Origin of the sequence: Actinopolymorpha pittospori (assembly GCF_014873875.1) — a bacterium.
Taxonomy (GTDB): Bacteria; Actinomycetota; Actinomycetes; order Propionibacteriales; family Actinopolymorphaceae; genus Actinopolymorpha; species Actinopolymorpha pittospori.
Map to the genome: position 1 here is coordinate 5963499 of NZ_JADBEM010000001.1, position 22439 is coordinate 5985937.

Below are 22439 nucleotides of genomic sequence, written 5' to 3' on the forward strand. Positions count from 1 at the left end.
ACCACGTCGGTTCGCCGGTGACGGCGGCCCTGGTGAGTAACGGCCTGGCGACGGTGGTGCTCACTGCCACGTTGGCGTTGTCGTCGGTACGCGCGGGTCTGTGGCGGGTAAAGGCCGCGCGACTACCGTGGTGGCTGTATCTCGGTGGTGTGCTGGGGGCACTGTCGGTGGCTGGTACGGCGCTGGCCGCGCCAGTGCTGGGCGTCGCGCTTTTCACCGTGGTGCAGGTGTGCGGCACCTCCGTCGGCAGTCTCGTGACTGACCGCGTTGGACTTGGGCCAATGGGTCAGGTACGCGTGACGGCGGTCCGGCTGGTCAGTGCGCTGCTCGCCGTCGCGGCGGTAGGGGTGGCTCAGGTCGGCCGTCCGATCGGCCATATCGCGGTCGGCATGCTCGGGTTCGTTGTGGTGCTCGGCGTGTGCCGGCCGGTGCAGGTGGCGTTGAACGGAAGGATCACGGCGGTGGCCTCGAACGTGGGGTCGGCGTCGCTGGTGAACGCGATTGTCGGCACCACCGCGCTGTTGGGCGTGCTGGTGGGATTCCATCTCACTGGGCACCTGCGGTTCGCAGGCTGGCCTGGCGGATGGTGGCTCTATGCGGGTGGCCTGTTGGCGTTGGTCGTCACCGGCGCCAACATGATCACGGTGCAGTCGATCGGTGTGCTGCGCACGGCCCTGTGCGCGCTTGCCGGCCAGATCACCGGGGGCCTTGCCATCGACAGTCTCGTACCAAACGGCGCGCGGCCCACGCTTTGGGTCTTCTGTGGGGCCTCGCTCACGATGGTCGCCGCACTTGCCGCGGGGTTCGGTCGGCGCCGCCACACCTGAACGGCCCGGGCCCTGCCCATGTGTTGAGCGACAGACGGTCCCGCGGCTGCGTTGCCGCCTGTGAAGCGCCTTTGACTGTCTGACCATCATTTAGTCTGGTGAGCATGTCGCGCCGCTGGAAGTCAGCGCCGATCGTGACCCCGTAAGAGAAGACTCCGGCGTTCTTGTCCACACCGTTCGTGCTGAGTCCGCCGACGAGTCGCCCCTCGGCCAGCGATTCGATGCCGACGCCGAAGGCGTCATCGTCGGGGGTGCCGGCGTTGGCCTCGACCCACCGGCGGTAGCCGGCTTTGGAGCGTGGCGGGTGCAGCCGGTCCGCGTTGCGCATGACCATCGTGTCCTGGTCGAACTCCATCGCCAGCTGCCACTCCTCCGGCTCGACTCCCCGTAGGCGCACCCGGTCACCAACCCAGATCGAGGTCATGCGCCCGGACCGTAGCAGGGCTCCCGTCCTGAAGCGACCGAGATTCGCCGTGGGGCGGAGGAGTCGGGCCGGCCTTGTCAAGCGGTCGACGAGCGAACCCGGAGACCCCGCGCAGAACCCGGGTGTGGACAAGCTGTCCGGCTGACGGGAGCGGAACCCAAAACCAGGTACGCGCGGCAGTACAGGACAGGGAACGCTTCTAAATGGGTTCGAGGAACTCGGAAGCGATCCATGCCTGCGTGCCTCGTCCGCCGAGGTGTTGGATGCTCGCGATGACGAGTGGATGGATCAGGTCCGCAGTGGACGCGGCCTCAGCGGTAGTTGCCTTCGCTCTCAGGCTACGCGCGGCAAGGCCTGCGAGGTCGTCGTTCAACTCCCAGCCAGTCAGTACTCGGAGGACTCCGCGAGCAAGGGAAAGCCATGGACGATCGGGATCGTCAGGCGAGAGCACCTGGACGTCATCTCCGGACACGCAGGTGACGCCCTCGACACGCTCGCCGTTCGACCCTCGGCTGAAGCGAAGTTCCCACTCGCGGGGAGCATGGGGGTAGTTTGCCGACATCGGACTCGTCGGATCCACGGTCACGACGTCCCCTAACCACAGACCCTGGTACTGATCAGCAGTGGCGTCGACGATCGTTCCGTCTGCGAGCCGATTCCAGCAATGCACCCAGCTCACGGTGCCGTCGAGGAGTCTCAGGTAGCCGTACTGACTTTGCCATCCGAACTCAGTCTCGAGCGCGGCCGCAACCTTCCCACATCGCCCGTCGTTCGGCCATGCGTCGCGGCGACGTACGTCGCCGCGGAGTTCGTATATACGTTGCAGTACGGCCGCGTCACTCGGATCGCTAGCAGTCGCAAGCATCACCAGTGCAGCGTTGCAGCAGGTGGCTGAGTGAGCAAGCACAATAGGACGGTGGTGGGCTCGAAGCGCGCTTGCGGGGGGACTGGCCGACGCGGTGTCGCGTGGGCCATCCACAGGCCATTAGATCAACGGATGCTCGCCGGCACGTCCGCTGCGTCCGGGTCATCCGGCTCGTCGGGTTGCTGCACTGGATGCATCCTCCGCTGTGGACGTTTCATCTGATCATCGCTGTAGTCGCCTCGGCGGAGAAGCTCGTCGAGCACAGCCCTCATGGCGGCCGGTCGCTCCAGCTCACGCATCGCACGCACCGCACGCGCATAACGGAGGTAGCCGGCCACCGCGCCATCGTGGCCCAGCGCGGCAGCCGAGATCGACGGCTGGTCGTCGTCCCAGCTGACTCGCGGCTTGGGTTCCAAGCCCAATCTCGCGAGCATCGCCCCCCACTCAGCCCCTTCCTTGAAGGTCTGCTCGAAAGCCGCGCGTCGCTCCTGCTCGCTCCGTAGCACTTCCTCTGCGGCTCGTTCGGCCTCCCTCTTCCGCTCCTCCTCGGAGGTCTCGGCCTCGACGAGACGGTGAAAGTTGAGGCTCACAGCGCTGTAGAGGTCCTTGGTGGGCCTGGCTACGAGTACCTCCGAGGGCTGCGCAACGTTGTGTGAGGCGGCCTCGCTCACTCGCTCCACCACCTCCTCTGGCCTGAACTTGAGGCCGGCCCCTGGCAGCGTCACCTCCTGCACCTCGCGAGCCTTGACTCGGAGTACGTCGCGAAGCCACCACCCAAGGGCGCCAAGCGCCACGGGCCATACCAGGACCTTGAAGTATTCGAGCAGGAGCTTCGGGTCGTGGACATAGATCACGACCATCGCCGCGGCAACGACTGCGCCGGCCACCCATGGCCGCCAGGCCCGTCTATCGGCGGGCTCCTCCGCCTCTTGTTCCCGCCTGTTACTCACAGCGCGCATCTTCTCACGATCAAGCGCTCGACCCCGGTAAGCCGAGAGGAGGGCCGACCATGGCGCGGTCCGCGCGCGAGGTTGGGAGCCCGCCATGGCGTCAGCTCACCAAAGCGATGGATTGGCTGGAGGCACGTCGTTCAGGAACGCGCTGATCATCGGCTCGAGGACCTGTACGACCGCCACCGTTGTCGAACAAGCTCACCGGCCAGGTGGTGTGGTGGAGACCGCGCTCGTGGCGGCACCGCGACCGTCGACCGCGCGGCACGGGCCGTTCATGAGGGGTTCAGCCGCGGCATGGTCACCTGGCCTAGCGTCTGCCCGTCGACAAGCACTGTGTTCGACGGAGAGGCGCACAATGGGAATCAGTCGGAGAAGCTTCGTGGCGGCAGCCACCGTGACCGCGGCGGCGGCCGGGTTGGCACCCAACGCGGCTCTGGCCGCGGCCCGGCCCGACGCCGCGGCGGGGGTGGGCGCGGCCCGTGGCACCGGGCGGCGCGCCGGGACATGGCTGGCCGGAGACACGCACGTACACACCGACCACTCCTCGGACGGCAGCACGCCACGGCAGCTGTCGGACCAGAGGGATCCGGGCGACATGCCGGTGCAGGCTCAACTCAGCAAGGCCGAGGAGAACGGCGCAGACTTCCTCCCGCTCACCGACCACCGGGTCTATGACCAGCACTGGGACCCGCAGTGGGAGTCGAAGAACATGCTGCTGATCCCCGGCGAGGAGGTCAACGGCTCGCCGCACGCCGTCGTGCTCGGCGCCGTGGACACCGTGGTGGACGGTGCCAACCCCGCCGGCTCCGCCGAGTTCCGGCACTTCCAGCAGTCGATCTGGGAGGCGCAGGCCCAGCACGCCGTCTGGCAGACGGCGCACCCGGACGACGGTGAGTACACCCGGGCTGACGGGCCGAGCGCCAACGCCAGCGCGCAGGGCGTCAACACCGTCGAGATCTGGAACGCCAGCAGTGACCCGGACGTCGAGATCGAGTACGCCGAGAACCGCTGGAACGCGGGATTCCGCTTCGCCGCCGTCGGCGCGGGCGACAGCCACCACCGCCCGCTGTGGGAGACGCAGGCCCCAGGTAACCCCACCACCTGGGTGTTCGCGGCGGATCGCTCGGTGCGGGCGATCCTCGACGCGCTGCGCGCCGGCCACACGACCGTCGGCCGGCACAAGAGCGGGCCGTTCCTCACCATCGAGGCGGACGTCAACGGCGACGGACGTTTCGAGGCGATGGGCGGTGACGAGGTGATCGTGCGGCAGCGGCACCTGCACCGGCGTGCAGCACTCCGTGTGCGCGTGCAGTCCGGCAAGGGCGCCCGTGTGCTCGTCTACGCGACGCCTGGACGTTCGGCCGGGCCGCTGGCGGAGTTCACCGCGGCCTCGGACGACGAGACCTACGACGTGCCGCTCGCCTTCCCCGCCGGCGTCGAGCGCCACGCGTGGTTCCGTGCGGAGGTGCGCCAGCCGGGCCAGCTGTCCGGACGCGAGGCTGACCCCACGCTGCCCGACCAGCTCTACGCGGCCACCACGCCTGTCTTCGTCTCCGTCGGCAGCGCCGCCGAGCCCGAGCCGGAGATCCCGCTGCCGGCGGCGGAGCGCGGCGCGGACGGCGCACAACTCGTGATCGGCGAGCAGGGCGCCTTCGCCGGCTTCGCTGACGTCGCCGTGGCGGACGGCACCAGGCACGTGGTCGCCGAGGTGCACGACGACCACCGCACGACTGTGGTCTACCGGCGTGTCGAGGAGCGGGGTCATCCGGCCAAGGCCGTGGTGCTCTCCGGCGATTCGGGCACCGCGCGGTTCCCCCGGATCGCCGCATCGGGCAAGGACGTGTGGGTCGTGTGGCAGGACGAACGCGGCCACGAGCAGCCGCACCGGCCGACGATTCTGCTGCGCCACAGCAGCAACGGCGGCAAGACGTTCGGCAAGGCGCAGCAGCTGAGCGACGGGCGTGGCCGGGCGGAGCATCCGGCGCTCGCGGTGCTGAACGGCCGTCACCCCCTGGTGGCGTGGGCGGACAACGCCGGGGGCGGCGCGTTCGACGTGCTGGCGCAGGTCGTGGGAGTGGACCGGCGGCCCGTCAACCTCTCCGCGCAGGGCAAGGTCACCGACCCGGGTGACCCCGACGCCGACGCGCGCTCGCCGCGCTGGCCCGCGTCGCTGTTCCCCGCGGTGGCCGCCGACGGCGACGGGCGGGCGGTCGTCATCTGGCAGGACGACCGCTACGACCCCGACCCGCTGTGGACCGGCCACACCCCGCCCCCTGGTGAGGAGGCCAGCGGCGGCACCAGCCCGGACAACTGGCAGATCCTCGCCCGCACGCTGCCCTCGCCCGGCGCGGACTGGACCGAGCTGGTGAAGGTCAGCAAGGCCACGGACGCGGCCTCCGTTCACCCGGCGATCGCTGTGGACGGGGACGGCGGCTTCGTCGTGGCGTGGGAGACGAAGGCCCTGTCGCAGTCCGGGGTCAACCTCTCCCTGCGCTCGGCGCGTTCCGGTGACGCGGGGGCGACCTGGTCCGACCCCGAGCCGGTGGCACTCGACCCTGTGGCGATGAGCCAGCGGCCGTCGCTGTCCGCCGACCCTGACGGCGCGGTGCGGGTGGTGTGGTACGACTCCCGTTCGGTGGACTGGCGGTGGAAGGTGTTCACCGCCCGACTCGACGCCGGGAGCGGCTGGTCGGCTGCCGAGCGGCTCACGGTGCCCGGCAACAACACGTGGCCGGCGATCGACGGTGGCACGGTCGTCTTCACCACCGACCGGTCGGCGACCAGGATCCAGCGCGACAGCACACACGAGATCCACCTGATCCAGGCGGGCTGACACCCCACCCGCCGGGGGACACCCTGAGGCGGCCACGAGCGCGCCCACGCGAGCGCGCGTTCGTGGCCGCCGCAGCCGCGCGTCGCTCTGCGCTCCTCGCCGCGGATCCGTCAGTTGGCGAGGGTGGTCGTGCGTACCATCCGTGGATGCGTTTCTCGATCAACATCCCCAACTTCGGCGACTTCGCCGATCCGCGTACGGTCGCCTCGCTGGCCGCCACGGCGGAGGAGGCCGGCTGGGACGGGTTCTTCGTGTGGGACCACGTGGCCCACACCAAGCGCGCCCGTCGTCCGCACGGTGACCCGTGGATGCTGCTGACCGCCGCCGCCTTGGCCACCACACGGATCAGGCTCGGGACCCTCGTCACGCCGGTGCCCCGTCGTCGCCCGCACCAACTTGCCCGCCAGGTGGCCACGCTCGACAACCTCAGCGGCGGGCGGGTGATCTTTGGGGCCGGCCTGGGCGGGCCGATCGCCGACGAGTACGCCAGCTTCGGCGAGCCCACCGATCCGGTCGTCCTCGCTGAGCGGCTCGACGAGGGCCTCGACCTGCTGGAGCTCTACTGGTCCGGCGACGCGATCACCCACCTCGGCCGGCACTACGAAGCGAACGACGTCGCGCTGTTGCCGACGCCGGTGCAGCGGCCGCGACCGCCGATCTGGATCGGAGGGTTCTGGCCGGCCCGCCGACCGATGCGACGGGCGGCCCGGTGGGACGGCGCGGCACCGCTGTTCACGTCTGCGCGACACGGTGAGGCCCCACCGCCCGCCGAGGTACGCGAGGTCACCGACTACATCCGCCGCCACCGCACGCACCAGCCGGACGCCCCCTTCGAGGTCGTCGTCGGGGGAGTCAGCCCGACCGAGCCCGCTCAGGCACGCGACCTGCTCGGTCCGTTGGTCGACGCGGGTGCCACCTGGTGGGACGAACGCCGCCGCCAGGACGACCGGGTCGACCAGCTGGAACCGGTACGACGGCGCGTCGAGCAGGGTCCGCCGCGCGTGGACTGACGGCCGGGTGGACTGACGGCCGGGTGGACCGACGGCCGGGTGGACCGACGGCCGGGTGACGGTCGAGATGTGAGGTGGATCGCCCTCAGGCGCGCCGATCAGAGGTCACATTCCAGCCGCGGATCTCGTCGTAAGGGGGACGACGTCGATCACGATGGGAGGCCTACCGGTGCGCCACGTTCGGAACATCAGGTCTCGATCTCGCCTGGCGGAACTGTTCGCCACAATGCGGACAAAAACGTTTCCAGACCACTGGTCCGTCATGCTTGCGCAGATCAGCGTCTACAGCTTCATCGTCGTGGCGATCAGTGGCGTCGTGTTGATGTTCTTCTACGACCCGTCGATGGAGCAGGTGACGTACGCCGGGTCGTACGCTCCGCTCACCGGTACGGAGATGTCGCGTGCGTTCGCATCCACGTTGGACATCTCGTTCGAGGTACGCGGCGGACTGTTGCTGCGTCAGGTCCATCACTGGAGCTCGCTGGTGATGACGGCCGCGATCGTGCTTCATCTGCTGTGGTTGTTCTTCGCCGGTGCGTTCCGCAAGCCCCGGCAGCGGACCTGGCTGATCGTCGTCGCGCTTCTCGCCGTCACGATGGCCGCCGGCATGACGGGATCGGCCCTGCCTGACGACCTGCTGTCGGGCAGCAGCATGACCGTCCTCGACGGCGTGCTCAGGGCAACACCCGTTGTCGGTACGTGGCTGTCGGGTTTGCTGTTCGGCGGCCCGTTCCCGGGCGACATCAACGCGGTCTTCTATCCGTTGCACGTCGTGGTCCTGCCCGTGGCGCTGGTGATCGGGTTCGTGGCAATGGCAATCCTCGGTCTCCGCCACGGGCCCGCCCAACCCGCTGGAGGAGGACGAGCGAAGGCCACAGTCGTGGGCGCCAACCTCCGGACGTTCACGGCCAGGAGCGTGGGCCTCTTCTTCCTCGTGAGCGGTGTGATCACGCTGATGGCCGCGACGCTCACCGTCAACCCGACCGGACAGTACGGCCCCGCGGACCCCGCAGCCGCTACGGCCGGATCGAGCCCGAGCTGGTATCTGGCCTTCCTCGACGGCGCGCTCCGCCTCACACCTGGGTGGGAGTTCGTCTGGCTGGGCCGAACCTGGTCCGTTGCCCTCCTGCTTCCGGTGCTTGTCTGCACGCTGTTCCTCCTGGCCTTGGCGGCCTATCCCTACCTCGAGCAGTGGGTGACCGGCGACAGCGACGACCACCATCTGCTGGAACGCCCGCGCAACAACCCCACTCGTACCGGCATCGGTGTGGCGGGCATGGTCTTCTACGGCGTGCTGTGGGCGGCCGCAGGCTCCAACACCATCGCCCTGGAGTTCGACATCTCCGTCGAAGGGTTCATGTACGCCCTGCAGGCACTGCTCGTTGTCGGCCCTGTGGCAGGGTTTGCCATCGCCAGGCGGATCTGCATCGGACTGCAGCGAAGGGACCGAGCGATCGTGCTTCACGGGCGCGAGACCGGTCGGGTCGTCCGGACGCGCAGCGGCGGGTACGTCGAGGTGCACCTCGCCGTCGACGCGGGTGAGCGTCGCCGTCTGGCTGGCTACGAGGAGCATCCGCCGGTTTCCCTCCACCGCGATGTGCACGGGAAGACCAGGTTGGCGCAACGGCTGCAGGTACGTCTGTCGCAGCTCTTCTATCGGGACCGGATCGCCCCGCTCGCCATGGCCGAGCTGAGCCGTGATCGGCACGATACGAGCTCTACGCAGTGAGTTCGTTGCGGAGCGACAGACGTTCTCATACCGGCCGAACGGTCAAGCGACACCCGGTGGGGCGGCGGCTCGCGGCGAACCCGATGGGATGCGGACGCGCGTCAGCCCGTCGTCCAGGGCCGAAGTTTCTCGGGGTTGCGTACGACCCAGATGTGCCTGATCCGGTCGCCCACGACCTCGAACGCGAACACCGTCACGGTGACGCCGTCCAGCTGCGCCACGAGGCCGGGCTGGCCGTTGACGGTGCGTTCGAGGAACGTCATGTTCCTGGGCGCCCGGTTGGCGATATCGACCCAGGCGCGCGCGATCGGCTCACCGCCTTCGATGGGGTGCAGGAACGCGACGGCGAGGCCGCCGCCGTCGGCGATCGCCGTCGCGTCGGGGTCGAGGAGGCCGAGGAGGGCGTCGATGTCCTTGGCTGCCCATGCCGTCTTGAAGGCCCTGACCACGCCGGCCTGCTGGGACGTCGGCGTCGCGGGAGCCTGCGCGGCGCGGATGCGGCGGCGGGCTGAGGAGGCCAGCTGGCGACACGCCGCCGGGCTACGACCGGCGATCTCACCTACTTCGGCGAAGGAGTAGCGGAAGACGTCGTGCAGGATGAACGCGACGCGTTCGGCCGGATCGACTCGAGCAGGACGAGGAAGGCCATGTTGACGGACTCGTCCAGGGTGACCCGGTCGGCGGGGTCGATCGTGGAGTCGCTCGGCCGCCCGGCGATCCACTCGGACCGTTCGGGCAGCGGCTCGGGGATCCACTCCCCGACGTAGGTCTCTCGCCTGGCCCGTGCCGAGCCGAGCAGGGTGAGGCAGATGCGGCTGGTGACCGTCGTCAGCCAGGCGCCCGGGGATGTGATGGCGTCCTGCTGCTGCCGGGACTGGGCGTACCAGCGGGTGTAGGTCTCCTGGACGACATCCTCTGCCTCGGCCAGGGATCCGAGGAGCCGGTAGGCGAGGTTGAGCAGCAGACGCCGCTCGCTCATGATCGCGTCAAGGCCCTGATCGGGCCGCCCGGGTTCTGGCTCGGGTCGAGTGGTCATGGTGCCGACGGCTCCCTGGGTCGCATCTGGCTTCACCTGTTCGACAAGACAGGGCACCGGAATGTGAGGCCGGCGTCGCCTCACATTCCGGTGCCCTGTCTTGTCGAACCTGCTGGGAGGAGAACACGCGCCACCCCGCGAGGCCGCTGGTGGTGCTGACAGCCGAAGCCACCCGCCTCGCGCCCTCCGACCCACCAGACCACGAGCAGCCCAGGAGAAAGCATGACCACCCCGATTCCGGCAACTCTGTTCACCGACCCGGCGGCCGCGCAGCGCCTGGAGCGGGCGGCGGCTGCGCTGACGGCGCGAAACTTCGCCGTCGAGATCCTCGATGACGCCGCCGCCGCGCGTACCCGTATCAAGGACCTGATTCCCGAGGGCGCCAGCGTGTTCACCGGGGCCAGCGAGACCCTCCGCCTGTCCGGCATCGAGGAGGACATCAACGCCAGCGGGCGGTACGAGGCCATCAAGCCACGCACCCTGGCCATGGACCGCGCCACCCAGATGGACGAGATCCGGCGGCTGCTCGCCAGCCCCGACGTCATCGTGGGCAGCGTCGCCGCGGTCACCGAGACGGGCTCCCTTGTGATCGCCTCGGGCAGCGGAAGCCAGCTACCTGGCTACGCCGGCGGCGCCGCCCGCGCGATCTGGGTCGTCGGGGCGCAGAAGGTGGTATCCGACCTGGACACCGCGCTGCGCCGCGTCGAGGACCACTGCCTCCCGCTGGAGAACGACCGCGCCATGAAGGCCTACGGGTGGCCCAGCGCCGTCAACCGCCTTCTCGTCCTCAACGCCGAATTTCACCCCGGGCGTGGAACCGTCCTGCTACTCCGGGAAGCCATCGGATTCTGAACCTCGTGGTCTTGGGGATCAACCTGGGGCCGCGGTTCGAGCCGTGCCGCCTGGAGGGAGGCGGAGTGACCTGCGCTCGAATCACTCGTCCGACCAATGGACCGTGGCCCCCATGACGCTCCCGAGCCCTCGCTCGAGAATTCGACTGTAGAAGCCTGGCGTGTCAGCGGCTTCCACATGATCGGTCATCGTCAGCTCCCATTTGAGCCAGCCGTGCTTCATCGATGTCATGACACTCTGGCGGGCAGGGCGATAGCCGTCATCGCACGGAAACACCATGCGGATCCGACGGCCATGAGCTGCGAGGAAGTCGAAGGAGACGGGCCCCTCCCCATAGTTTCCCTGCCAGACGAAACAGCCGAACTCGCGGAGCAGGCTGATTCCCAGGTCTATCGAGTCGTGCCGGCCCGTTGACTCGAAGACGAAGTCGACTCCATCCTGCCCGAGCTTCACCCGGACGTGCTCCGCGACGTTGGCCTCCTGCGCGTTGACCACCTCGTGTGCACCGAGCCTCATGGCCACGTCCAGCGTTTCTGGGCGCAGGTCGACGGCCAGTACACGTGCCCCCCGGGCGACGGCGGCAGCTACCACCGCAAGGCCGATGGGGCCAACGCCAATCACCACGACCGTGTCTCCTACCCCGACCCCAGCTTGGTTCACCCCGGTCAGGCCGACGGCAGGAAGCACGAACATGCTCGCAAGGTCATCGGGTACGCCGTCGGGAATGTGGTCGGCGCCGTGCGTCCCCGTCGGATCGAGCACTGCCACCGAGGAGTGCAGGCCGGAGGCGCAGTTGACCGACTCTCCGTCGGGAGTGACAAGTTGCTGGTTCCTTCGGCAGTAGACGCGGTCGCCGATCGAGAATCCGGTGACGTCCGAACCGATGTGGGTGACGACTCCGGCGGCCATGTAACCGGTAGTGAGCGGGAACGGTCCCCAGTCCAGCTTCTTGGACAAGACGGCGAACTCGGTGCCGAAGCTTATCCCGGACCAGCGTGTCCGAACACCGATGGTGTTCGAGGTCATTGGCGCCGTGAGTACATCTTCGATCGCGAACCTGCCGTTGTCCCGAGCGACGAGTGCCTTGCCCACCAACTGTCGCGCATCTTCGGACTCCTGAAGTGTCACGGCTCTTTCCTTTCTGGACAAGGGGCCAGCTACTTCGTCACTGAGAGAAGGTGATGACTGCCTTGACAACCTCACCGCGCTCGATCGCTTCGAAGGCAGCGGCGATCTCCGAGAACGGGTATCGGTGTGTAACAAGCTCGTCCGGGTTGATGACACCGCCGTCAAGCATCCGAACGACGCCGGGCAGAACCGCCGCCTCGCGGGTGCTCGCCACGGTGAGGGTGGCATCACGGGGGCTCTTGAACAGGTCCATCTGGGTGGGGCTGTCCGGTGCGCTGTAGACAACGGCGTGACCACCCGGCTTGAGCCAGCGGTATGCGTGGGCGATCATCTTGGCCTGCCCCGAGGCCTCGAACACGAAGTCCGCGCCGCCCGATTCGGCTATGGCTGACGCCGCGTCGTCGGCGAGGACTCCGCGGTCCGCGCCAAGACGCTCCGCGAGCTCGAGTCGAGGGGCGCGCCGACCGACGGCGATGACCTGCGCGGCGCCCAGCATCTTGGCGTACGCGCCGAAGGACAGGCCCGCTACTCCAGTCCCGACGACGGCTACCGTCTTGCCCAGGATGTCGTGGCGAACGATCACGCTGAAGGTCTCGCTGAGACTGATGCTGAGCGCGGCCCGAACGGCATCCGTCGATCCCGGTAGGCGAACCTGGTCCGATCGAGGGCGGAGTTCGCACGTCTGACGGTCTTCGGACAGGGCCGCCCAGTCCGTCACGACGCCCTGCTCGGCAAAGCCTCCCCAGTACATGTCCATCGGGGCGCGATCAGGCCGGTACGCGCTGGGCCGCGTGAGCAGGTCACCGACCTGATAGGACCGAACACGATCTCCCACCCGAACAACTCGGCCCACGGACTCGTGCCCCAGGATGCTTGGATAGGTCACACCGAGGCTGAAGGTTCCAAGGCGAAGCATCTTGTCGGTACTGGAGCAGACACCGCAGGCAAGCATCCGGACCGCGACGTCGTAGTCCCCGATGGTGGGATCCGGAAGCTCCTCGAGGCCACCGCGGCCCGGCCCATCCATGACGTAGGCGAGCACGTGCTTATGCACCTCCCCATGCTGATGGCGATCTTCTTGGTCATGTGACGGCTCAGTGTGGACCCGCACGGATCGGTGGCGTCCGGGGGCGGGCGAGTCAGCTGTTCTGGATCTGGTCCTCGAACTCGCCACGGATGGTGTCGCCGCCCGACGTCTTCCAGGTGTTGATGAGGTCGTTGAGCCCGTTGAAGGGCTTGCGGCCCTGGATGATGTCGTTGAGTCCGTCGTTGAACGCCTTGTCGATGGTCCCGTTCTTGGTCGCGAAGGTGTTGGAGAACAGGCCCACAGTCGGGTCGGCGATCCCGGTGGGGATCTCGAGCGTCTGATAGGCGTGCTGGACGTCGGCGTCGTTGGGGCGACCCGGCTCGAACACGACGGGCGGGGCGTCGGCGAGGTACCGGATCGGCACCACCGTGTTGGTCTTTCCCTGGGCGGTGAGGATCGGGTTGCCGTCCTTGTCGAGTGTGTGGTCGCGTCCCTCCTGCCCGTACAGGCGGTAGAAGTACTCCTCGGTTCCGAACGGTGCCGCGAGATAGTCGCAGATCCGGAGCAGCAACTTGATCTTCTCCGGATCGTCCTGCTTCTTGAACGCGTTGACAGAGAAGAAGCCGTTTCCCAGCCACCAGTGGGCGAGCTTCCCGGAGCTCCGCTCGTAGCTCGGCATCAGCCCCAGCTTGAAGTCGGGGTTGGCGCGGTTGTCCAGGACATACTGGGTCCAGCCTGCGTATCCGTCCGCGTTGACCGCTACGGTGCCGGCGCTGAACAGCGCCTTGAAGGGCTGGGTCGGGGAGAACGCGTCCGGGTGCATGACGCCGCTCTTCCACATGGCGATGAGATCGGTGACCGTCTGCTTGAACTCCTCGGTCTCATACGAACGGGTGAGCCGGCCGCCGTCCTCCCGCCAGGCGTTGGGCATACCGTTCATCTGCCCGAGCAGCCGGTAGGGCTGGTTGAGCTGGCTGAAGCACCACCGCCGCTGGCTCGGGTCGGTCAGTGCCTTCGTCGTCTCCACGAGCTCGTCGTAGCTCTTCGGCTCCGTACTCGCACCGTGCTTCTCGAACAGGTCCTGCCGCATGTACACGTAGTTGCCGATCGCACCCCGTGGGACGGGGATGCCGTAGATTCCGCCGTTGTAGACCGCTGTCTTCCACGTGGCGCTGGGGATGTTGGCGAGGTTGGGATAGTCGAGGATCGCGTTCCCGGACAGGTGCTTGGAGAGATCTGTGAAGCGGGCCTTGAGTAGCTGCGGAAGGTTCGGGATGGCTGAGTTGGGCAGCTGCAGCATCAGCATGTCAGGCAGGTCGTTGCCGGCGACGGTCGTGGCGAACTTCGTCGCGTAGTCGGCGTCGGGCACCATCTGCATGCTGAGGTTGACGCCGAGCCGCTCATTGAGCCCAGCCCACCAGGGATTTCGGTCCGGGCCCGGTGGCACCGCGTAGTAGATGTTGGCCATGCCAGAGACCGACTGCCCGGTGCCCGGCTTGTCCTGCGCGGTCCGGGGCCGGTCCTTGGGAATGTTGCGGAAGGCGGGTAGGACGCCCTGCTTGGTGCCGGGCAGGTCCGGGGTGACGCCTTCGTACGCCCGGTAGGTGGGCAGCGCGACACCCTGGTTGTCCTTGACCGTGTTGGTCGCCTTCTGCCCTGAACTACAGCCGGTCAGCGATCCGCCCGCTGCGGCCAGCAGACCGAGGCCGGCGGCACCCAGTAGGCGTCTGCGGTCGAATGTCCTGGTGAAGGGCATCTCCTGATCTCCTTTGACCCGTGGGCGGTCAGCCCTTGACGGCGCCGATCATGACTCCCTTGGCGAAGTGCTTCTGGAGGAAGGGGTAGACGATGAGAATGGGGACGGTCGCGAGGACGAGGATCGCCATTTGCAGGGGAAGTTGGGGTGGGATCGCCTCTGCCTGGGCGACCTGGTCGCCGCCGATCGCCGCCTGGTTGACGACATAGGTGCGAAGCACCAGCGCCATCGGCCACTTGTCGGCGGTTTGGATGTAGAGCAGTGCGTTGAAGAACGCGTTCCAGTACGCGACGGCGTAGAAGAGACCGATCACGGCGAGCACCGCCTTGGAGAGTGGCAGCACGATCCGGACCAGCACGGTGGCCGACGAGGCGCCGTCGATCGCCGCTGACTCGAACAGTTCGGTGGGCAGCTGTTGGAAGAACGCCCGCATGACGATGACGTTGAACGCGTTGACCATGACAGGCAGGATCAGCGACAAGTAGCTGTTCAGGAGGCCGAGCTGTTTGACCACGAGGTAGGTCGGGATCAGCCCGGGGGAGAAGAGCACCGCCCCAAGCACCAGCAGGAGTACCGGTTTGGCCAGGAAGGCCCGCGGCCGGGACAGCCAGTACGCCAGTCCCGCGGTGGTGATCAGGGAGAGCAGGGTCCCGACAACTGTCACCAGTACGGAGATGGCGAGGGCCCTGGTGACCATGCCGCCGCCAAGCAGCGCTTGATAGGCGGCCGTGCTGAAGCCGGTCGGCCAGAGCACCATCCCACCGCCTGACTCGTTGATGGTCTGCTGGTCGGCGAACGAGGTGGCGAGCACGGTCCAGAACGGGATGATCACCAGGACCACCGACACCAACAGCGCGATGAACTTGATCACCTGCGCTACCGGGTTGGGCCGCTCCATCCACACCGGGCGCTTCCGGTTCCGGGGGCGCCGAGTTACGTCCTGACCGATCGTCGCGGCCGAATCGATGGTGGTCATTTCTCGTACACCCCGCGCTCTCCGAAGAGGTGTGCCAGCTTGTTCGCCAGCACGACCAGGACGATTCCGACCAGCATCTTGAACAACCCTGCCGCGGATGCCATCCCCCAGTTCCCGCCGATGATCCCGTAGTTGTAGACCCAGGTGTCCAGAACCTCGCTGGCTCCCAGACCGACCGGGCCCTGTTGCAGGATGATCTGCTCGAACCCGACCGAGAGGCTGTTTCCCAACCGGAGGATGAGCAGCAGGATGAACAGCCCCTTCAACGACGGCAACGTGATCGACCACAGCCGCCGCCACGGACCGGCACCGTCGACCGCCGATGCCTCGTACTGCTCCTGGTCGATCTGTGAGATCGCCGCGAGGAAGATGATCGTCCCCCACCCGGCGTCCTTCCAGATGATCTGCGACGTCAGCAACGCCTTGAACAGCTCGGGCACCCCGATGATCTCGACGATATGGAAACCGTTCTGCAGCAGGAAGGTGTTCAGCATCCCCCCGTTGCCGAGCATCTGCTGGAACAACGCCACCACGATCACCCATGACATGAAGTGCGGCAGGTACAGGATCGACTGCAGGAGCCGCTTCAAGCGGTCACCGGCCAACGAGTTCAGCATCAACGCGATCACCAACGGGATCGGGAACACCAACACGGTCTGGATCACCGTCAGGATCAGCGTGTTCCGCAACGCGTTCAGGAACGCGGGGTTCCCGTCCCACAGGAACGAGAAGTTCTGCAGTCCGCTCCACGATGATCCGGCGATCCCGAGGTAGGGCTGGTAGTCCTTGAATGCGATCACGTTGTACGCCAACGGCGCGTACTGGAAGAGGATCAGCGCGACGGCGCCCGGCACCCCCAGTCCGAACAGGAGCCAGTCGCGCTTGATACGACGCGGACCGTCCGCGCCCCCCGTCCCACGTCGAGGCGTGGAAGTCCGCGTGTCAGCGGTCGTCGTGTGTGACGCCATGATCACCTGCCTGAGGGTCGTACTGCGCAGTCGTCTGGTGTGGTCGACGGCCGGTCCAGGACCGCGACACGGAAGGAAACGCCTAGCGAACCGACGGCGTGACGGCGTTGGCGTTGAGCGCCGAGACCGACACCACTCCGGTCGTTCGCGGCAGGTCGACGAGCCTGATCCGACGCTTCTGCCCGGGCATCAGGTCGAAGTAGTTGTCCTCGACCCGAACGCCGTCGGACGCCGCGTCCCAGTCGAGGACGACCTGGCGCGCGAAGACGTCGGTGCTGATCACCAGTTCGGAGTCGACCATCCGAGCGGTCAGTTCTGCGGGAGGAAGTTCCAGGTAGCGCTCACCGACCAACAGATGCGTCGCGACGCGTCCGCCCAGCTCCGCGGAGAGGAACTCGTTGCGGAGGACGACTGGTCCCAGCGGCGCCGTGTCGACCAACCGGGTCGATTCGCCGGGGGCCACGGCTACCGCTTGACGCAGCTCGCCGATCACGCGTCCGTCGAAGCGGACCCGGCGGACGGTGAGGTCTCCCACGACAGGATCGGGCGTGTCATTGGTCACCCAGACGACGAGTGCGTCGGCGGTCTGCTCGAACGAGACGAGCACGGGGGAGTAGGCCCGGCGGAGGTAGTAGTACGCGATCTTCGGCTCGAGGTACGCATCCACGACGCTCCAGTAGAGGATGGGCCAGGGGTCGTTGAGGCGCCAGACGATGTCTCCGCCGTTCCGCCGCCGCCCGGACTCGGCGCCGTCCGGCACACCGCGCCGGTGCCGCTCGACGCTGGTCTGGAGGTACTCACCGTGCGCCGTGCCGAGGGCGCGGACCAGTCCGGCGGCGTCTCGGGGTTCGAGGTACTTCTCGATCGGGCCGATCTTCGCCCAGGCTCCGTCCGGCGCCCGGTACCCCCACATCGGCGGCCAGGACGGCTGCCCGGGCCGCGTCACCGTCGCGTCGTGGTCGGCCGGCCACAGGTCCTCCGGCGCGAGGAAGCGCTGCATGGACCGCATGGACGGAGTACTGACCCGGCCCATCTCGGAGACGAACGCCGGGACGCTCAAGCGGTGGCAGTAGGTGACGGTGGTGTAGTCGTGCCAGTCTCCGGTACGCGGCCAGTTGGCGACCGGGCCGCCGAACGGCGAGCTCGGATGGTAGGACCGGGTTCCGTCGTGGTCGCGGCAGACGCGCGGCATCACGGCCTCGAAGAGTTCCGTGCCGAACTCAGGTGGAGTGTGGAACTGGAAGTCCCAACCCATGTGGTTCTCGTTCCCACCACACCAGAGGGCGATGCAGGCATGGTTACGCAGCCGCTTCACCACGTCGATCAGCTCGCGCTCGACGGTGGCCAGGTATCCCGGCAGATCGGTCGGGTACATGCCGTACTCGAACATGAAGTCCTGCCACACCAGCAGGCCCCGCCGGTCGCACTCCGCGTAGAACTCCGGCTCGGGGATCAACCCGCCACCCCAGACGCGGAGGAGGTTCATGTTGGCGTGCTCGGCCAGGTCGAGCAGTCGCAGCGCACGCTCGCTGTCCCAGACGTTGGTCATTCCCTCGACCTGGGCCCAGTTCGCACCGCGGACGAACACCTGCCGACCGTTCACGACGAACTCGAAGACTGGCTCGTCGGTTCCCGGGCGCGTGGTGCGAACCTCGATCTCACGCAGCCCGACCTCGACCTCGGAGGTGTCGAGACGACGACCGTCGTCGCCGTGGAGATCGACCACGAGGCGGTACAGCGCCTGCTCGCCGTGGCCTCGGGGCCACCACAGTTGCGGATTCGGTACTCCGATGACCCAGGACGGCCCGGCCGCGGATCGCTCCCCGTCGGACACCACGTCCCCGTCGGGTCCGCGAAGGCTCCACCGTAGTGTTCCGGCCGCGATGCCACCAGCGGTGACGTCGACCTCGACGTGCGCGGTACCTTGGCCCAGCGTGGTACGGACCTGCACGTCGTCGAGCCAACTCTCCTCGGTCAACGACAGGACCACATCGCGGTAGATGCCGGTCTTGACCAGTCGAGGGCGCGCGCCCAGGTAGTTGCCGAAGTCACCGCCCCCCTTTCGCAGGTGATAGCGCGCGGGGATGTGGCCGCGGTGATGCTCGGGCACCGTGACCGAGTCGACGAAGCGGGACGCGGACCGGACCGCGACGACCAGCGCGTTGCCCTGACCGACCGGGTTGAGCCCGTCGGTCACGTCGAGCACGTGCTCACAGAACATGTCGTCGAGGTCGGCGATGTGAGCCCCGTTGAGGTACACCTCCGCTAGCGTGTCGACGCCGCGCAAGACCAACCTGACGGGCCCCTCGGGGTGCTGCGGCGTGTCGAACACCTTCCGGAACACCCAGTCCCGGTCGCCGACCCAGTCGGCGTCGGCCGCGTTTCGACCGACGTGCGGATCACGAATCCGCCCCTCCCGAAGCATGATCTCGTGCACTCCGGATGGCAGTGTCGTGTCGAACCAGGTTCCCCCGGCCGTCTCGCCGGCCAGGACCGGTTTGGGATCCGCCCAGTCTCCGAGGTCTGCCACCTGCCAACCGTCGGCCATCACCACGTCGCTGCGCACAGCGATCCCACTTCCTTTCTCGTCGTTGTCGTCCCGCTCCGCTGTTCACGGCGGGGTGGTGAGCTTCAGGTGACCGATGGGTTGGGTACGGCACCGAGCGAGTCAGAAGATCCGCAGTCCGGTGTCGGCCGGTGCGGCCAGCAGTTGTTCGATCTCGTCGTCGAGCCGGACGAGGGTCACCGACGCTCCAGCCATGTCGAGTGAGGTGCAGTACTCGCCGACGTAGCTGCGACCGACGTCGATTCCGGACTCGCGAAGGCGTTCGTGGGCGCGCCGGTACAGTACGTAGAGTTCGCCGATCGGTGTTCCACCCAGGCCGTTGATCATCAGTGCGACCCGGTCTCCCGCCTGGTACGGCAGGTCGGCGAGCACAGGCTCGAGCATCTCGTCCACCAGGTCGTCGGCCGGCAGGAGCTTGCCGCGACGCCGACCGGGCTCACCGTGAATGCCGACGCCGATCTCGATCTCGTCGGGGCCCAGCTCGAACAGCGGGGATCCCTTGGCGGGCGGGGTGCACGGGGTGAGCGCGATGCCCATGGTTCTGGTTGCCGAGTTCACTCGTTCACCGATGCGGACCAACTCGTCCAGGTCAGCGCCGTCCTCTGCCGCCGCACCGACCGCCTTGATCACGAAGAAGTTGCCCGCGACCCCTCGGCGACCGACGGTGTAGGTCGAGTCCTGGACCGAGACGTCGTCGTCGATGAACAGGGTACGAACGTCGATGCCCTCGGCGGCCAACAACTCGGCCGCCATCTCGAACGCCATCCGGTCGCCGGTGTAGTTGTTCACCAGGAGCAACACCCCGCGATCCGACCGCAGGAGCCGAGCCGTCTCATAGACGCTGTTCATCGGTGGCGCGGCGAACACGTCGCCCGGACACGCGCCGTCCAACATGCCGCGACCGACCGCGAGCACGTGCGCCGGCTCGTGACCTGAACCCGAGCCTTGGATGATCGTGACCTTGTCGGCGCTTGGCGCGTCTGCTCTCGCGATCAGGTTGAGCTCCGGGACGTATCGCAGTCGGTCCTCGTTCGCCCACGCGATTCCCTGCAGCATCTCGGCTACGAAAGCCTTCGGGTCATTGACGAACTTCTTCATCGCTCACTCCCGCCTTCTGCCGTCGACGCGGCCTCGCTGTGTTGTCTCCAGTCCTCGGTCAGCCTCTCGACGATCACCGCGACCGCGATCGCGCCCGCATCGGGTACGCCGATGCTCCGCTCACCGCTGTAGCTGGCCCTGCCACGCCGCGCCTGCAGCGCTGACGCTGCCTCGGCCGCTGAACGCGCGGTGGTGGCAGCCAGCGAGAGCAGCGGTCCCGACGTGGCTGCCTCGACGGCGTCGGTCATCGGTACGAGTGCGTCCAGGAGGGTCTTGTCGCCGACCTCCGCCTTGCCTCGGGCCTTGATGCCCTCGATCGCGGCCCGCAGCATCGCCACGGTTTCGTCCACTCCAAGCTCGGTGAGTCCCTTGGCGACCACCGCGGCTCGAAGGAACGCCGTTCCCCAGATCGGACCTGAGGTCCCGCCGATTCGACGTGAGATGGTCAGCGCCACACCCTGGAGGAAACTGCCGATGTCGTCGCGCGAGTAGTCGTCCCAGCCCTCCAACACCGCTTCGAACCCCCGGGCCAGGGAGAATCCGAAGTCGCCGTCGCCGACGACCGAGTCGAGTTCGCCGAAGTACTTCTCGTTCGTGGTCACCGTGTTCGCGATGGACCGTACGCCGAACTCCACGTCGGACAGAGTTGTCGCCGTCATGCCGGCTCCTCTCGATCGGCGGGTGCGAGTTCCATGACGGCCCTGAGGTCGTCCAGATGGATGCGCGAGCCCGGGTCGATCCCCAGCGGATCGGCGATCACCCGGGCCGGCTCGTCGTCACCGCCCAGCGAGGTCAGCACCAACGACGCGTCGGTGAAGTCCTCCTCCGCGGTGTAGCCGCTGACGGTGACGACCGTGCTTAGACCCGCACCGCGGGCCGCCGTCAGGCCCTGGTGACTGTCCTCGATGACAACCGCCTCCCTGGCCTCGACACCGAGGCGATCCAGGGCGAGGCGGTAGATGTCCGGCGCGGGCTTCTTTCGGGCGACCGCGTCGCCGGCGAAGATCGAGAACCTGTCGGCCATCGCGCCGACCGCGTGCTCCAGAACGGCGCGGACCGAGGAGGCGGCCGAGGTCGACGCGACCGCCACCTGCCACCCGGCCGCAAGGGCCTCGCTCGCGACCCGTGCGACGCCGGGCCGGGCCGGGATCCTGCCGTCCCGGATCAGCTCGGTGTAGCGAGCCGTCTTCCGCTGATGCCAGTCCTGCAACAGTTCGCGCTGGCCGGCGGTGTCGATCGGCAAGCCCCAACGCTCAACGAAGTCGGGCGTCAGGAGCGTTGCCATGCGTTCCTTCCCGCCGCCGACCCGTAGCTTCTCCGCGTAGGCCTCCACCGACCAGCACACCGGGATCCCGACCTCGGCGAAGGTCGCGTTGAACGCCGGCCGGTGACCGTCACGTTCGGTGTCGGCGAGGACGCCGTCGCAGTCGAAGATGAGCGCAGGCATGCTCACCACGCCTTACCAGCGCTGCCGAAGGTGTGCGCCAGATCGACCGTCAGGCCGATGACCTTCTCGCGCACGTTGGCGAACAGCGACGGTGGATCCCAGGTCGAGTTCTTCTCGGCATCGCGCAGAAAGGTCAGGCTGCTCTTCATGAACTCCACCTTGAGCGCCGTCGAGATGTTCACCTTGGCGCAACCACGGGCGATCAGGTCGCTGAACTGGTCACGGCTGAGGCCGGTACCGCCGTGCAGGGCGATGGGCACGGAGCAGGCCTTGACCAGGTCCGACACCCGCTGGCCGTCGAGTTCTGGCTCAGTGGTGTAGACGCCGTGTGCGTTGCCGATGGCAGGTGCGAACACGTCCACGCCCGTGGTGCGCACGAAGTCGATCAGCGTCTGCAGGTTCTCTCGCCGACCCTCTTCGTCGGCGCCGAGATCATCCTCCACTCCGGTGATGGCTTCGATCTCGCCTTCGACGTGAGCCCCGTGACGATGAGCCTCGGCGACGACTTCGACGGTCTGCCGCTGGTTCTCCGCCACAGACAGGTGCGACCCGTCGAAGAGCACGGAGTTCCAGCCCAGGCGCAGGCACTCGGAGATGACCGAGCGGTCTGGACAGTGGTCCAGATGCAGCGCCACAGGCACCTCGATGCCGGCTGTCATCGTTCGCCACATGGCGACCAGGACCTCCGCACCGATCGATCGCACGGTCTTGACCGAGGTCTGCACGATGAGCGGTGATCGTGCCGAGACCGCACCGGCCAGGACGGCTTCGAGGGTGAGATCATTGACGATGTTGATTGCCGGGACTCCATAGCGCGCGTCGAGCGCGTGGTCGACAATCGATTTGGTCGATGCCACAGACACGAGTCCTCCTCCCGTGGCCACCGACGCTAGGGCCGAAGCTCGGTGGCGGGATATGAGGAGTTCCCCTGCCACTCAGTAGGG

20 protein-coding genes are annotated in these 22439 nt (G+C 67.5%); 5 read left to right on the top strand and 15 right to left on the bottom strand.

Features of this window, described 5'->3' with window-relative positions; genetic code table 11:
• Window positions 1-17: 17 nt before the first annotated feature.
• The gene (locus tag HEB94_RS27830; protein ID WP_192752631.1) at window positions 18-827 is read left to right on the top strand and encodes a DMT family transporter; all 810 of its coding nucleotides are present in this window, start codon (window positions 18-20) and stop codon (window positions 825-827) included.
• On the opposite strand, the gene HEB94_RS27835 is transcribed toward HEB94_RS27830, so the two are convergent.
• The 3 genes from HEB94_RS27835 to HEB94_RS27845 form a co-directional block, all read right to left on the bottom strand.
• The gene (locus HEB94_RS27835) at window positions 775-1182 is read right to left on the bottom strand and encodes a GNAT family N-acetyltransferase (protein WP_192752632.1); all 408 of its coding nucleotides are present in this window, start codon (window positions 1180-1182) and stop codon (window positions 775-777) included. The genes HEB94_RS27830 and HEB94_RS27835 overlap by 53 nt on opposite strands.
• A gap of 268 nt (window positions 1183-1450) precedes the next feature.
• On the bottom strand, window positions 1451-2119 hold the full coding sequence (locus HEB94_RS27840) for a hypothetical protein (RefSeq protein WP_192752633.1): 669 nt from the start codon (window positions 2117-2119) through the stop codon (window positions 1451-1453).
• Between the two features lie 122 nt (window positions 2120-2241).
• Window positions 2242-3003, bottom strand: a complete 762-nt coding sequence (locus HEB94_RS27845; RefSeq protein ID WP_192752634.1) for a hypothetical protein — start codon at window positions 3001-3003, stop codon at window positions 2242-2244.
• Between the two features lie 445 nt (window positions 3004-3448).
• Here HEB94_RS27845 and HEB94_RS27850 point away from each other — a divergent pair, with 445 nt between their 5' ends.
• The 3 genes from HEB94_RS27850 (at window position 3449) to qcrB (ending at window position 8641) form a co-directional block, all read left to right on the top strand.
• The gene (locus tag HEB94_RS27850) at window positions 3449-5902 is read left to right on the top strand and encodes a CehA/McbA family metallohydrolase (RefSeq protein WP_192752635.1); all 2454 of its coding nucleotides are present in this window, start codon (window positions 3449-3451) and stop codon (window positions 5900-5902) included.
• Window positions 5903-6048: 146 nt separating this feature from the next.
• The gene (locus HEB94_RS27855) at window positions 6049-6912 is read left to right on the top strand and encodes an LLM class flavin-dependent oxidoreductase (protein WP_192752636.1); all 864 of its coding nucleotides are present in this window, start codon (window positions 6049-6051) and stop codon (window positions 6910-6912) included.
• A 154-nt stretch (window positions 6913-7066) separates the two neighbouring features.
• Window positions 7067-8641: a cytochrome bc1 complex cytochrome b subunit gene (gene qcrB / locus HEB94_RS27860; RefSeq protein ID WP_192752637.1), complete on the top strand. Its 1575-nt coding sequence runs from the start codon at window positions 7067-7069 to the stop codon at window positions 8639-8641.
• 101 nt (window positions 8642-8742) lie between these two features.
• Here the strand turns inward: qcrB and HEB94_RS51200 are convergent, their stop codons facing one another.
• Together HEB94_RS51200 and HEB94_RS51205 are read right to left on the bottom strand one after the other, a co-directional pair.
• Window positions 8743-9240, bottom strand: a complete 498-nt coding sequence (locus tag HEB94_RS51200) for a sigma-70 family RNA polymerase sigma factor family protein (RefSeq protein WP_337918560.1) — start codon at window positions 9238-9240, stop codon at window positions 8743-8745.
• Complete coding sequence (locus HEB94_RS51205; protein ID WP_238361646.1) at window positions 9201-9677, bottom strand: sigma factor; 477 nt, start codon at window positions 9675-9677, stop codon at window positions 9201-9203. Before HEB94_RS51205 ends, HEB94_RS51200 begins: the two co-directional genes overlap by 40 nt.
• 222 nt (window positions 9678-9899) lie before the next feature.
• Here HEB94_RS51205 and HEB94_RS27870 point away from each other — a divergent pair, with 222 nt between their 5' ends.
• Complete coding sequence (locus tag HEB94_RS27870) at window positions 9900-10529, top strand: LUD domain-containing protein (protein ID WP_192752638.1); 630 nt, start codon at window positions 9900-9902, stop codon at window positions 10527-10529.
• Between the two features lie 81 nt (window positions 10530-10610).
• Here the strand turns inward: HEB94_RS27870 and HEB94_RS27875 are convergent, their stop codons facing one another.
• From HEB94_RS27875 to HEB94_RS27920, 10 genes are all read right to left on the bottom strand, one after another.
• Window positions 10611-11726, bottom strand: a complete 1116-nt coding sequence (locus HEB94_RS27875) for an MDR/zinc-dependent alcohol dehydrogenase-like family protein (protein WP_192752639.1) — start codon at window positions 11724-11726, stop codon at window positions 10611-10613.
• Entirely contained in the window at window positions 11695-12711 is a 1017-nt protein-coding gene (locus tag HEB94_RS27880; protein ID WP_192752640.1) for a zinc-binding dehydrogenase, read from the bottom strand. Before HEB94_RS27880 ends, HEB94_RS27875 begins: the two co-directional genes overlap by 32 nt.
• Window positions 12712-12796: 85 nt before the next feature.
• The gene (locus HEB94_RS27885) at window positions 12797-14440 is read right to left on the bottom strand and encodes an extracellular solute-binding protein (protein ID WP_192752641.1); all 1644 of its coding nucleotides are present in this window, start codon (window positions 14438-14440) and stop codon (window positions 12797-12799) included.
• A gap of 28 nt (window positions 14441-14468) precedes the next feature.
• Window positions 14469-15416 (bottom strand): carbohydrate ABC transporter permease, encoded by a 948-nt coding sequence (locus HEB94_RS27890; RefSeq protein ID WP_192752642.1) that lies wholly within the window; start codon window positions 15414-15416, stop codon window positions 14469-14471.
• Window positions 15413-16384 (bottom strand): ABC transporter permease, encoded by a 972-nt coding sequence (locus HEB94_RS27895; protein WP_192752643.1) that lies wholly within the window; start codon window positions 16382-16384, stop codon window positions 15413-15415. Before HEB94_RS27895 ends, HEB94_RS27890 begins: the two co-directional genes overlap by 4 nt.
• An 82-nt stretch (window positions 16385-16466) precedes the next feature.
• The gene (locus HEB94_RS27900) at window positions 16467-18950 is read right to left on the bottom strand and encodes a glycosyl hydrolase 2 galactose-binding domain-containing protein (RefSeq protein ID WP_192752644.1); all 2484 of its coding nucleotides are present in this window, start codon (window positions 18948-18950) and stop codon (window positions 16467-16469) included.
• Between the two features lie 102 nt (window positions 18951-19052).
• Entirely contained in the window at window positions 19053-20048 is a 996-nt protein-coding gene (gene dhaK / locus HEB94_RS27905) for a dihydroxyacetone kinase subunit DhaK (RefSeq protein ID WP_192752645.1), read from the bottom strand.
• Window positions 20045-20707 (bottom strand): dihydroxyacetone kinase subunit DhaL, encoded by a 663-nt coding sequence (dhaL, locus tag HEB94_RS27910; RefSeq protein WP_192752646.1) that lies wholly within the window; start codon window positions 20705-20707, stop codon window positions 20045-20047. Before dhaL ends, dhaK begins: the two co-directional genes overlap by 4 nt.
• Window positions 20704-21495: an HAD-IA family hydrolase gene (locus tag HEB94_RS27915; protein ID WP_192752647.1), complete on the bottom strand. Its 792-nt coding sequence runs from the start codon at window positions 21493-21495 to the stop codon at window positions 20704-20706. The genes dhaL and HEB94_RS27915 overlap by 4 nt, the downstream gene beginning before the upstream one ends.
• 2 nt (window positions 21496-21497) lie before the next feature.
• Complete coding sequence (locus tag HEB94_RS27920) at window positions 21498-22430, bottom strand: class II fructose-bisphosphate aldolase (protein ID WP_337918030.1); 933 nt, start codon at window positions 22428-22430, stop codon at window positions 21498-21500.
• Window positions 22431-22439 lie beyond the last annotated feature (9 nt).

Excerpts from the sequence above, each read along its gene's own strand:
- HEB94_RS27890 (WP_192752642.1), bottom strand. The coding sequence starts at position 15,416 with ATGACCACCATCGATTCGGCCGCGACGATCGGTCAGGACGTAACTCGG.
- HEB94_RS27915 (WP_192752647.1), bottom strand. The coding sequence starts at position 21,495 with ATGCCTGCGCTCATCTTCGACTGCGACGGCGTCCTCGCCGACACCGAA.
- HEB94_RS27885 (WP_192752641.1), bottom strand. The coding sequence starts at position 14,440 with ATGCCCTTCACCAGGACATTCGACCGCAGACGCCTACTGGGTGCCGCC.
- HEB94_RS27895 (WP_192752643.1), bottom strand. The coding sequence starts at position 16,384 with ATGGCGTCACACACGACGACCGCTGACACGCGGACTTCCACGCCTCGA.
- HEB94_RS27870 (WP_192752638.1), top strand. The coding sequence starts at position 9,900 with ATGACCACCCCGATTCCGGCAACTCTGTTCACCGACCCGGCGGCCGCG.
- HEB94_RS27835 (WP_192752632.1), bottom strand. The coding sequence starts at position 1,182 with ATGGAGTTCGACCAGGACACGATGGTCATGCGCAACGCGGACCGGCTG.
- qcrB (WP_192752637.1), top strand. The coding sequence starts at position 7,067 with ATGGGAGGCCTACCGGTGCGCCACGTTCGGAACATCAGGTCTCGATCT.
- dhaK (WP_192752645.1), bottom strand. The coding sequence starts at position 20,048 with ATGAAGAAGTTCGTCAATGACCCGAAGGCTTTCGTAGCCGAGATGCTG.
- dhaL (WP_192752646.1), bottom strand. The coding sequence starts at position 20,707 with ATGACGGCGACAACTCTGTCCGACGTGGAGTTCGGCGTACGGTCCATC.
- HEB94_RS27855 (WP_192752636.1), top strand. The coding sequence starts at position 6,049 with ATGCGTTTCTCGATCAACATCCCCAACTTCGGCGACTTCGCCGATCCG.
- HEB94_RS51205 (WP_238361646.1), bottom strand. The coding sequence starts at position 9,677 with ATGACCACTCGACCCGAGCCAGAACCCGGGCGGCCCGATCAGGGCCTT.